This is a genomic window from Nocardioides sp. Root140 (assembly GCF_001426745.1).
Classification (GTDB): domain Bacteria; phylum Actinomycetota; class Actinomycetes; order Propionibacteriales; family Nocardioidaceae; genus Nocardioides.
Genome location: NZ_LMFI01000005.1, coordinates 45,591 through 57,017, shown reverse-complemented (window position 1 = coordinate 57,017; position 11,427 = coordinate 45,591). Strand labels below are relative to the sequence as shown.

The 11,427-nt window shown below is 69.7% G+C and carries 9 protein-coding genes; 7 read left to right on the top strand and 2 right to left on the bottom strand.

What is annotated here, in order from left to right; translation table 11 throughout:
• The first annotated feature begins 111 nt into the window (after positions 1-111).
• From ASD30_RS09935 to ASD30_RS09925, 3 genes are all read left to right on the top strand, one after another.
• Complete coding sequence (locus tag ASD30_RS09935) at positions 112-549, top strand: hypothetical protein (RefSeq protein ID WP_200951130.1); 438 nt, start codon at positions 112-114, stop codon at positions 547-549.
• An 81-nt stretch (positions 550-630) separates the two neighbouring features.
• Positions 631-924: a hypothetical protein gene (locus tag ASD30_RS09930; RefSeq protein ID WP_056680851.1), complete on the top strand. Its 294-nt coding sequence runs from the start codon at positions 631-633 to the stop codon at positions 922-924.
• 56 nt (positions 925-980) lie between these two features.
• Positions 981-1,472, top strand: a complete 492-nt coding sequence (locus ASD30_RS09925; protein WP_056680848.1) for a hypothetical protein — start codon at positions 981-983, stop codon at positions 1,470-1,472.
• Between the two features lie 29 nt (positions 1,473-1,501).
• Here ASD30_RS09925 and ASD30_RS09920 read toward each other — a convergent pair whose 3' ends face one another.
• On the bottom strand, positions 1,502-2,200 hold the full coding sequence (locus tag ASD30_RS09920; RefSeq protein WP_056680844.1) for a hypothetical protein: 699 nt from the start codon (positions 2,198-2,200) through the stop codon (positions 1,502-1,504).
• 521 nt (positions 2,201-2,721) lie between these two features.
• Here ASD30_RS09920 and ASD30_RS09915 point away from each other — a divergent pair.
• The gene (locus ASD30_RS09915; protein WP_056680841.1) at positions 2,722-3,495 is read left to right on the top strand and encodes a hypothetical protein; all 774 of its coding nucleotides are present in this window, start codon (positions 2,722-2,724) and stop codon (positions 3,493-3,495) included.
• 265 nt (positions 3,496-3,760) lie between these two features.
• On the opposite strand, the gene mobF is transcribed toward ASD30_RS09915, so the two are convergent.
• A complete protein-coding gene (gene mobF / locus ASD30_RS09910; protein ID WP_056680838.1) occupies positions 3,761-9,703 on the bottom strand; it encodes a MobF family relaxase in 5,943 nt (1,980 codons plus the stop codon).
• Positions 9,704-9,954: 251 nt separating this feature from the next.
• Here mobF and ASD30_RS09905 point away from each other — a divergent pair, with 251 nt between their 5' ends.
• Genes ASD30_RS09905 through ASD30_RS09895 form a run of 3 tightly spaced genes read left to right on the top strand, consistent with a single transcriptional unit; the run spans position 9,955 to position 11,326 of the window.
• Positions 9,955-10,323: a hypothetical protein gene (locus ASD30_RS09905; RefSeq protein ID WP_056680836.1), complete on the top strand. Its 369-nt coding sequence runs from the start codon at positions 9,955-9,957 to the stop codon at positions 10,321-10,323.
• On the top strand, positions 10,323-11,075 hold the full coding sequence (locus ASD30_RS09900; RefSeq protein WP_056680833.1) for a hypothetical protein: 753 nt from the start codon (positions 10,323-10,325) through the stop codon (positions 11,073-11,075). The genes ASD30_RS09905 and ASD30_RS09900 overlap by 1 nt, the downstream gene beginning before the upstream one ends.
• Positions 11,072-11,326, top strand: a complete 255-nt coding sequence (locus ASD30_RS09895; protein WP_056680829.1) for a hypothetical protein — start codon at positions 11,072-11,074, stop codon at positions 11,324-11,326. Before ASD30_RS09900 ends, ASD30_RS09895 begins: the two co-directional genes overlap by 4 nt.
• The last annotated feature ends 101 nt before the right edge of the window (positions 11,327-11,427 follow it).

The following is an 11,427-nucleotide window of genomic DNA, read 5'->3' as shown; positions in this document are numbered from 1 at the left end:
ACGACACCGTGGATACTGACCCCGTCGCCGCCATCGAGTGCAGCGACGCGTAGGCACCGAGGATCACCTCAAAGCCCACCACCCCACGGGGCTCTGTCCCTGCCGCAGGAGTTGCGCACCGAACTGGACACACTGCGGCGCACCGAGCGCGACGAGAACCGCACCTGGGGCGAGTTCAGCGATAAACGCGGCGGCTGGCCCTGGAGGCGCCGCTTCACGACCGATGAAATGCACAACGCTGCCGAGACCGAGTGGGACGCGGTCTACGGCAGGCACCTCGTCGCGCTGCGTGAGGTGTGGGACCGTCAGAAGTCCGCGATCGCTCGTGCGCTCCCACTCACCGTCGACGACGAGCCCACGGACCTGCTCGAGCTCCTCGACCAACAGCCACCGGCGCCGGCCGCCGTCACTCCGGCAGGATCGACCTCGGCCCCTGCTCTCCAGGCCGCCGCGCTCCGCCCCCCGGCCACCAGCCCAGCAGCGCCCGCGATACCTGCGGAAGACGGCCTCTTCACGCTGCCAAGCAACGACCGTAGCTTTGGTCGCTGAGCTTCTGAGGCCCGCGACGTCGGGCAATTCGCCTACTACGGTGGCGTACAGGCTGGCCGGAACCAACGGGCGGGGGTGACCATGCGAAGCCAGCTTGTTCAGCTCGCGCGCAACAACGTGCTGGAAGCTGCTGGATTCACGCTCTCGCTGATCGTGGCGGTCGGGCTCATCGTATTGGCGTGGTGGCTCGGAAAGATCACAAAGCTGTGGTGGCTGCTGGGCGTTCTCCGGGAGCGTTGGCAGGCGGGGCTCCCCGGCGCCGGGCCCTGTGAGTGGCCAGGTTGCCCGGACGACGCCCTGAGGTACGGCCGCTATTGCAGCGAGCACGAGCACCAGCATCGAGTCCGGTACGAGGAGTCCCGGCGCTGGTCCTGACCGCTCCGTGCATCGGACCCCAGAGAAATGTCGGTGCTGGCCTCTAAGTTGCCCTCATGCAGCTCACGGCAGACGAGATCGACCGGATCTGGTCGCACGTCGTGAAGGGACCTCGCGAGGCCGACTGCTGGATCTGGACCGGCGCCATCGCAGACGACGGATACGGCCGTTTCTGGGTGCAGCCTCGGTTGCATCAAATGCAACCGCGCGTCCTGCGGCCGCATCGGGTGGCGTGGGCACTGGCCGAAGGGGAGTCCATCGACCTGTCTCCGGTGGTCGAGCACGTCGTGTGCGACAACCCGATCTGCGTAAGGGCCGACGGCACGCTCCTAGACCACCTCGAGGGCTCGACCCAAGCCGCGAACCTGTCCCGGATCGCTCAACATGGGCGCCGCGGCGCACGCGGCTACCGGAGCCGGATGCTCGGCCGAGAAGCGATGTACCGGCGGTCATTGGCGCTCCGAGCCGCCGTCACCGACTGCTGGGACGACGAGCGGATCGCCCGCTCACGGGCCTCAGTCGATGAGGCGCAAATGGCGCTGTTCTGATCCGTCCCGACGCCGGACGCGGCTCAGGCTCAGCCCGCGGCCGCGGTCCACCAGTCCAGTTCCCAGAGCAGAGAGTGGAGCGACTCTGGGTCCGTCAGGAAACCGCCGAGCCCGTGGTCGAACTCGCTAGTCGCCTCACCGTCGGCCGCGGTGACGGTGGCCTCAGACTCCCGCAGGTACCGTGCAGCTCGGCGAATGTCAGCACTGCGCACCAGCAAGTAGCGCCGACCGTCGACCTTGTGATCGGCGACGATGTCGTCGTCCCCAGTCCAACCTAGCTCGGCAGAGACGTCCGAGCTGAGCCGCACAAGGAGCGCGGCGAGGCTGCTAGGACTATCCAATTCGTCGTCGCGCTGCACCCCTCGCAGCCGAAGAGCCAGGACGAAGCTGAGCCGCTGCACCGTCTCCGCAGCCAAGCTCCACGGCAACGCGATGGCAACGCAGGAGGTGTCCGGTTCGCGGGGAATGTATCGCCTCCCTGCGTAGTGGACCGTTCCACACGCCACTTCCTCAGCGAAGCCGGCGCGCTGCCAAGGCGGCGTCGGATCGACACGCTCAACCAGCGTGGGCGGGGCGTCCGGCTGCACGACGTACTCCGGAGCGTCCATGATTGCCGCGGACTGAATGAGGCGCCGGTGAGCCTCCTCCCACGTGATCGGGATGCCGTGGCGCTCCACGTTCTCGACGACGCACGCCGCGTTCTCAAGCGCCCAATCTTGAAGGTCCATGGCAGCTCCCGCTGTTGAGGTCGGTCGGAACCGAACGGTCATGCCTTAAGAAGCAACCGTCGAGGTGGCGGATCGGACAGCTCAGCTCCCGACAGCTTTCGCCATGCAGCGTGTCGCCCGGCCGTGAGCTCACGCCCGGGCTCGGTGCCGACCACGCCGACGACGCCGACGACGCCGACGACGGGAGGGGGTACGACCGGGGAGCGACGATGACAAAGAAGGACGCAGCGGCGCGGACAGGGGCGAAGCGCCCGAACGGGGCTCAGATCGCGTCGGGCGGGTGTCGAGATGCAACGGAGATGGCCGAGCTCCCCGCGGGGAACTCTGACGAAACGGCCACGATTCGCCGGGCCTGTCGATGTCCGTGTCGCGCGGATCGCGGCTATGACCGGGCCGGTCTTGCGGCAGGACCCGGAGCGTCACATACGGGGCTCTGCACGGAGTTCGCTCGTACGTGACTGGCTCCGCCAAACTGTCGTTCCGCTCGCGTAGGCTGTGAACACACGTTCGAGGAGCCGCCCGTGCACACCGTCCGAGAAGTCGCCGACCGCTACGGCGTCACGACGAAGTTCCTCACGCTGGCTTTGGAGAAGATCGGCTATCACCTAGCCGAGCCAGACCAGCCACTGTCGGCAGCCACGGTCGCCCGCTTCGAGTCGGCGTACCGCGACAAGATCCGCGCTGCCCGGCCGGCTCCTGAGCCTGAATTCGCAGGCGAGACTGACGTCCAGCCCGCGACGCGCCACACCCGGCAGCCGAAGCCCCACGTCATGCGGGTCGCCCACGCCAAGGTCACCGGCAAGCGCGAGAACGGCTTCGCTGTTAAGGCGTTGCTCGACAGTCCTGGGCTGGTACACGCGATTGACGCGGCGGGGACGCAGGACGGCGACCCGTGGCACGGAGTGATCGTGCCCGGCGCGGTCCACTTCTATGGCGGTCCCATCGGCAGCGGCCCGCCCGCCGCGTGCGGCAGGAAGGTCCGCGCCGTGCTGGGCGACGAGTTCGTGCCCGAGGAGGAGGCCGTCGCGAACGGTCAGTGCCTGACGTGCGCTCGATTGGTCGCTGAGGGCAAGGGCTTCCGCACGCCGCCCGACCCCTACGGATACCGCTCGTACTTCTGCGAGGCGTACCTGCGAGTGCGGATCGACGGCGCGGTGACGGTCAAGGACTGCTCGTTGGGCGACTTCCACGAGGGCCCGCATCGCGCTCGCGACGGTGCGGAGTGGGACGTGGGCGTCGACGACTATGTGCCGTCGCCCCATGAGGTCGGCAGCCGCATAACCAAGGCCTCCTGAGCGCCCAACCACGCCGAGCCGGCGACCATCCCGCTGATTGACGTAACGCGAGTTGTTCAACAACACGTAGGCATTTTCAAAGTTCGCTGCATCTCGGCAGCGGGGGGACAGCCGCCGCAGCGGTGGCGGCGAACCCGCCACTGGTCGAGTGTCGTCGCGGAAGGCGCTCAGAAGGCTTCCTGACGCACTTTCGGTCCCGAATCGGCCCTTGTTGGGCGCACATGCCGCCCGGACTTCGCTCAGCGCGATTCTGAGCGAGGTGCTGTCACCGGGCAGGTCCCGCGTGCTCGGGGCCTGTTGGCGGCGCGTCGAGGCGCGGCGGGGGCGTGGTGGTTGTCGCTGCGAGCCGCTGCTCGGCTGCCCGGCGCCGGGACTGAGGATCGGCCTTGGCTGTCTTCTTGCGCTCTTCGGCGTTGATCTCATCGATGCGGGCCTGGGCGTAGGCCGGGCGGTTGCGGTCGCGCTCCATGCTCTCGGTGACGGTCTGGTGCTCGAGGATGCCGGGCGCGAGGTGCAGCTTCTGGCGCAGGCGTTCGAAGCCGTCGAGCCAGCGTTCGGAGCCGCGGGAGCCGAGGATGCGCGCGGCCTGGTGGATGAGCTTCTGGCGGACTTCGGTCTCGGACCAGTGTCCTGCGGTGCGCAGTAGGTGGTTGATCATCGCGTCGCCGAGCGGGGACGGGTTCTCGATGGCGGCGGTGATCGCGTCGGCGCCCTGGGTCTCGAACAGCTTGGCCGGGTCCAGGCCGTCGGGCAGTTCGAGCTGGGTGGGGTCGAGGTCCGCAGCGGTCAGGTGCCAGAAGGCCTTCTGCGCCGACTTCCACCCGGCGGGGTCGGAGTCGGTGGCCACGGCGATGTGGTCGCGGCCGTTGACGATGTCGATGTTGGCGCGCAGCAGCTTGATCTGGTTGATGGTGAGTGCGGTGCCCATCGGGGCGATGCCGACGGCTGCGCCGTTGCTGCCCAGAGTGATGGCCAGGGCGTCCATGGGGCCTTCGACGATGACCGGGAGCGCGTCGTTGGCGAGGAGTTTGCGGGCTTCGGCGTACCCGAAGAGCGCCTCGCCCTTGGTGAAGACCGGGGTGGTGCGGGTGTTGAGGTACTTCGGTCCGGCGTAGTCGTCGTCGGTTTTGGTGGGGTTGCGGCGGCCGACGAACCCGAGGATCGCCTCTCCCGTGGGGTCGTGGGGGTCGCGGATGGGCATGACCAGTCGGTCGCGGAAGAAGTCGCGGTAGTACGTCGTGCCGTCGTCGCGTTCACGCTGGGAGACGAGGCCGGCCTGTGCGAGTTCGTCGAGGGTGGCGCCCTGGTCGGTGAGGTGCCGCATCAGGCTGCGGCCACCTCCGGGTGCGTACCCGACGGTGTAGGTGGGGTGGTCGGCGAGGTCGGTCCCCATCCGCTCGCGCAGGTAGTCCGGCGCCCACGAGCGCGGGTAGCAGGACTCGAAGTAGGCCAGTGCTTGCTGGTTGAGTTTGTGGATCCGCTCGGCAGGGATCTCGTTCGGGTCGGGGAAGGCGTTCTCGGCGGTGACCTCGTCGGTCTGTTCCCACGGCAGGGGCGTCGCGTACGGGTCCTCGACGTACGGGTAGTCGACGGCCGCGATGGCGTCGTACGACGTCGGGTCGTGCTCGTCCGGTGGCGGTTCCCGGTCGACCGGCTCGGTGGCGAGGGCGTCGTACGGGGCGGGGGAGTGGAATGCGGGGGCGCTCTCGTCGTCGGGCTGGGCGCGGTAGAAGGCGGCCATGAACTCGTCGGCGTCCTCGGGTGGCAGCAGGTCGGGGTCCGCGGGGATCTCGTCCTCGGGGTACGGCGCCTCGTCGTCGCGGGGCGGCGGCGCTTCCGTCGGCTGATCGGTGAGCATGGCGATGCGGAGTACGAGTGCGTCGGCGACCTCGACGCCGGTCAGGCTCCCGTCTTGAGGGACGCCGGCCAGTGCGCTGGAGAGGATCTCGGTCGGACTCCAGCCGTGGTGCTCGCAGGCCTCGTCGACCGCGGCCACGAGCGCGGGCCAGGCGGGAGCCTTCTGCAGGTAGTCGGCCTTGGTGGTGCCGACGAGGTCGGCCAGTGCGGTGCGCCAGGTGGGCTGCAGCAGGTTCGCGGAGTGCTCGTCGGCGCCGAGTGCAGCCGGCCCGAGGTGGGGAACCATGCGCCACCAGAGCGCGGCGGCCTGCTGCTCGTCGGGCAGTGGCCGTGCGGCCGCGGCGGTGTCCGTGTCGGTGTCAGCCTGGCTGCCCGAGAGGGATGGATCGGTGGCGAGTGCCTGCTTGATGTAGTCGGTCACGGGCAGCCCGGCGCGCTCGAGCCGGGCGAGTCGCTGGCACAGCGGGGTGATCCACGGGTCGGCGCGGACGTTGTCGGGCAGCACCTGGTACCAGGCGCGTTGGGAGAACGGGTAGCTCGGACGTGCCGAGCGGACGGCCCGGTTGAGCTTGGCCTGGTAGGCACCGGGGGCGCCGATGGTGCGGTCGCCGGTGGGGCGCAGGTCGCTCTCGTCGGTCCCGGCAACGGCTCGCCAGACCGCGAGGTCGGCCCGCAGGTCGGCGTCCTCGTCCTCGAGGAAGGGCTGTGCCCACACGGGTGCGGTGGCTCCGGTCCATCCCCGAGCCTCCTCGCGTACGGCGTCGATCTGCTCTCGCACGAGCTGGTGGTAGGCGGACGCGAACGGCCCCCAGTCGTGGGCCTCGGCCAGCCGGGCGGGGATGCCGGGCAGCCACGCCAGCGGCCCGTCAGTGGAATCAGGAGTGGCCGGGGGAGCGTCCGGGTCGTGTGGCCGGGCCGCGTTGAGTTCAGCGATCCCATCATTAAGGAGGTCGTCGATGCGGGCGTCGAGCACGGCCGCGGGGTCGCGTGCATCGGCCAGCGAACCGACCCCCACGGCGGCGGTTAACAGCTTCAAGGGGCTGTGCTCGTCGAGCGCGATGAGGGCGAGATGGGAGCGCAGCGTCGGCCACGCGGGGGCCTCGGTGAGCCCGGTGAGTAGTGCTTCGGCGTGCGCGTCGATCTTGTCCATGCCGACCGGACCGATGAGGTTCTCGGCGCCGGCAGTGACGGCGTCGTGATAGCGGGCCGCCATGTCGCCGAGCAGCTGGTCGGGGTTGGTCTGCTCACGCAGCGCGGTGGTCGCGGAGACCGGCGAGCCGTCTCGGCGCAGCATCTCGGCGATCCGGTCGAGCGCTGTCGGCGGGATCAGCGCCTCGGGCCGGATCAGGTTGTGCGGGTCACCGTCGCTGGCGACGTTGAGATAGAGGTGGTTGGCGAACTTGCCACGCGACAGCGCGACGTAGAGCAGGTTGCGGTCTTCGTCACCGGTGAGGACGACGTGGCAGGTGCCGGTGGTGATGCCCTGCGCGCCGTGAACGGTGGTGGCGTACCCGAGCTGGACCGTCTTGGAGACGTAGTCGGAGGGCAGAGTGATGGTCTTGCCGAGTTGGTCGTGGACCACGCGCAGGGAGCCGTCGGCGTTGGCCTTCTTGACGTGCCAGCGGTCGCCGTTCTTGACCCAGTTGGTGCGGCTGATGGGTAGGCGGCGGTCGTTCTCGCGGGTGATGATCCGGTCCCCTGCGGACACCTTGGTGCCGTCGGCCAGCGTCAAGACGGGTCCGATCTCCTTCTCGTCGAGTCCGGCGAGGCGGTCGTTGCGGGCGCGGGTGTTCAGCTCGGCGACGAGGTCTCGGGTGGGCGCGATCAGGACTGAGTCGGTGCTGTCGGCCCTGTCGGCGGCCCACGCGGCATAGGCCTGGTCGGCACAGGCACCGAGGTCGCCCACATGGATGCGGCCCCGGTCGGCGTAGAACGCGATCGCCGACGGGTCGCCGTCGCGCAGCGCCAGGGTGGCGGCTGCTTCGGCGTGGTTGAGGCTGCCGTCGGGGTTGCGGAAGCGGTGGACTTCGCTGAGGGTGACGGCGCCGATCTGGTGGGCGATGTCGCGCAGGACGCCGCCGGCGGCGACCGAGGCGAGCTGTCGGTCGTCGCCGACGAGCCGCACCTGGCCACCGCGGGAGGTGATGTAGTCGATCGCGGCCGCCAGATCGGTGGTCGCGGCCATGCCCGCCTCGTCGATCAGGACGAGGGTCTTGGGGTTGATCCTCTCCATCCACGTGGGTGCTCCGCCGTTCTTGGCGTGCCACACGAGCTTGGCCAGCGTGTCGGCGCGAACCTTCTTTCGACCCGGGCGCCACGGCCCGTTCAGGAGCCCCTTGGCCTTCGCCGCCGCACCCGCATCGCTGGTCTCGGGGTTGATCGAGGCGCCGAGTTCTTGCGCCGCGACCGCGGACGGAGCGAGGCCGATGACGGTGCCGCCGGAGTCCTGCCAGGCGCGGGTGAGGACCTGCATGGCGGTGGTCTTGCCGGTACCGGCGGGCGCGAGGGCGAGCTGGACGGCGCGGCCGCTGGTGGCCATCTCGCGGACCAAGGACTGCTGGGCGGCGTTGAGCTGGAGCTCGTTGGCGGCGGCTTCGGCGATCGCGATGCCGACGCGCACCTCGCTGATGGTGCGGCCGCCGGTGCGTCGGGCGGACTCGACGATGCGCCGTTCGGCGTCGATCACGGCCTGGGATGTGTACTGGCGGGCGCCGGCGAGGCTGTAGACGCTGACGATCTCCTCACCGTGGCCCCCGTGTTCGCTGCGCTGTAGGGGAGCGGGGATCGGCACGTCCTGCGCGGCCGCAGTGGCCGCGTGGGTGAGCGGGTCAGGGTCGTTGAAGGCGATGGAGTGCTCGCCGATTGCGGTGGCCACCACGCGGTCGACGGCGGCGTCGAGGTCGGGCAGCCGGACGCCGTGGGCGCGGGCCTGGCGCTGCGCCTCGGCGCGCAGGTGCCAGACCTGCCACGTCGCACGGTCCTCGGCGACCCGCGCGACAACACGCTGCGCGGTCTCGGCGACCCACTCGTCGGTGACGTCCTGGGCGTCCGGGCGGTGCCCGAGACAGGCCTCGACCATGTCCCGGACGGCCTGCTCGCTGCCGATGATCGCGGCGGCCTCGGCCAGCCACGCGGCCCGCTGGTCGGCCTCGGCGCGGGGTGCGTGCTTGGCCTGCCGGGTCTGGTCCCACGCCTTCTCCGCGAGGGTGACGGCTTCACCTTCGGTCGGCGGGCGACCGTGCTCGGCCTGGAAGGCCGCCGCCAGCTCGCGGCGACGGGCATCGATGGCACTGTGCCGCTTGGACCAGGTCTGCGCCATTCGCTCGTCGACGCCGACGATCTCGCGCACGGGCCGCTTGTCGACACCCTTGTCCAACCCGCTCCTGCGGTTCTCGAAACGAACCCCCAGCCGGGCGATGAGCTCGGACTCGATGAGGGTGTTGTACATCTCCGCGAGGGTGACGTTGGCCTTGTAGAGCACCCGTCCGTCGACCGCGAGCCAGCGGCCGGTCTCGTCCTGGACCTTGTTGCTGACCGCGACGTGGGTGTGCAGGTGCGGGTCGGAAGAGCGTGCGTCGCGGTGGGTGAACATGCCCGCGATCAGGCCCTTCGCCTTGACCTGCTGGAGGCCGCCGCGGCCGCGGCGCGTGAACAACACCTCCTTCTCCAGCCACGACAGCGTGGCCTCGACAGCCGAGTGATGGGCGGCCTCGAGCTCCTTGGCAACGTCGCGATCGGCCAGCGCCCACAGCGTCGAGACGGATTTCACCGGAGCGAAGGTGAGGTCGTACCCAGCCACCGCGGTGGTCTGCTGGCGGGTGGCCTTGGCCATGAAGGAGCCGCGCTCGCGGTCATCGATCGGGGCCCGACCGTGCTCACGGAGGAAGTGCTCGTTGCCTAGTTCGGTGCGGATCTTCGCCCGCACCTCGGCCGGCACCGGAGTCTTCCAGTGCTCACCGTGGGCCAGGTTGTAGGCGACGTAGCGCTTCGCGGTCTCCTGGATGAACTCCGGCTGGTTGCCCAAGTAGCGGGCGAACACACGGCCGAGCTGGGAGGCCTTCTTGGCCTGCTCGACGCTCTTCCCCGCATCCAGGGCGGCGTTCTCCAGCCGCTCCGCGTCCGGGTGGCGACCCTCGCCGAACAGGTTCCGCATGTGGGCCTCGGTGACCTGCGAGCCCACCTCGAGGTCGAGCGCACCGAGCCCCGCACCGAACCAACGACCCGGCGACTCGCCCTTCTCGGCGTAGTAGTCGGCCAATCCCGCATGGCCGCGGTCGGTCGCATCGTGCACGGCGACCTGACGGGTCAAGTACGTATACCCGTCGCCCGCGGTCAGCTTGTGCACACCCATCACGCCTGGAGAAGCAACCGCGGCGACCCGGTTTCGGACACCTGCCCGGCACCAATTCCGTGAATGCATGGGGTGCGAGGGATCTGGTGAGTTCGGGAATGTGGAGAGTCGAGTGTCGGTGCTGGGTTCGTGGTGTTTGGAAATTTGGTGAGCTCGAGGTGTCCGATCCGGGTCGGTCGAGGTTGCTTCTCGCTTGTGAAGGGGTCGCGGTGGATTTCCGTGACGTGACGATCAAGGAGAGGTGATCCCCGATGGGGAAGGCGGCACAGGCACAGGCACGTCGGGACCGGGCTCGGGATGCCCGGCTGAAGGCGGCGCGGGAGCGCCGGCTGAAACTGGATCCGGATCAGCTGGCGCGGGAGCGGCGCATCGACGAGGCGTCGGTCGACGTCGAGGTCGCCTGGGAGGAACGGGCCCAGGCCGAGCAGGCGGTCACGGATGCGGAGATCGCGGCCGCGGCCGCGATCGAGCGGCTCGTCGCGGAGCGGCTCGCGGTCAAGGACGTCATGCAGCTGACCGGTCTCGACCAGGCGACGGTACGTCGACTGCGTCAGCTCGAGACCGACTCCAACGACGACGCCGGCACCACTGGTGAGGGTGCCGACGCCGAGGTGGCGTGATGGCGAGCCAGCCGACCATCGTGACCGGCCGCCGGCGGCAGCACGAGCTGCTGCGGTCGTGGTCGGGCTGGGCGCTGACCTCGATCCTGATCGACCCTGCCGAGGTCGCCCACGCCCGGGAGTCCGGCTGGCCGGGCACCAATCACCACGACCTTGACACGGGGGAGCGGATCGTCGGCACGGCTGGCGGGCTCGGGTTTGGCGTCGACGGCGGCTGGCACAACCCGGTCGAGGTGATCCCGTGGACAGAAGTCGAAGCGATCGCGCGCGCGGTGCCCGATGAGGTCCGTCAGCAGTTGGTGGAGTTCCGGGCGAGGTGGCGCGACCACCAGGTCGCCTACCCGCGGTTCGTCGCGAGCGCGGACGCGATCGGGTGTGGCGCGATCGTTCCCGGTCAGCCACTTACGCCACGCCAGGAGGCCTACGTGCGCGAGCACGAGGCCTTCGAGGCCAGCGGCGTGCTGCCGGCCTGGGAGCAGAAGCGGGCCGTCCTCGACGCGCAGCGGCTGGGCCTGCACGTCCGGGCGCTCTCCGTGGACGCCGATTCGGAGGCCGGTGATCTCCTTGAGCTGCTGGACGACCAGCAGGTCGACGGGAGCGCGGAGAGGCTGGGCACCGCGGTCGCGGCCGGGCCGCCAGCGTCGACGGATCGGCCGGCGCTGCGGCCGCCCTCACCCGGCACGACCCCTGCGGCGCTGGCAGCGGGATCGTCGAGCCCGATCGCGCCAACCAGGGGAGGAGTGGGCCGATGATCGCGAGCAAGCCGGTGCGGCTCCTGTCGCTGGCGATCGTGGCACTGGTGGTCCTCGTCGGCGTACGGAGCATCGTCGGCGGCATCGGCTCTAGCGGCGACCTGTTCGAGGGCGCGGGCGCCGACTCCGTGGCCGCCGCCGGCAAGCGGTCACCCGGCGTCGTCGCCTACGTCTTGGACGGAGACACGGTCGAGGTCACCACTCCGAATGGCCGCGTCGTCCGAGTGCGGTTGCTCGGCATCATTCATTAGTCAAGTCTGGTGTCGGGATTAGACCTGTCGCGCCCCGTGGGCAGCGAAGCTGTCCTAGTCGGCACACGGGCAACACCGAAAGGGAAGGTCCCGGTAGCGGG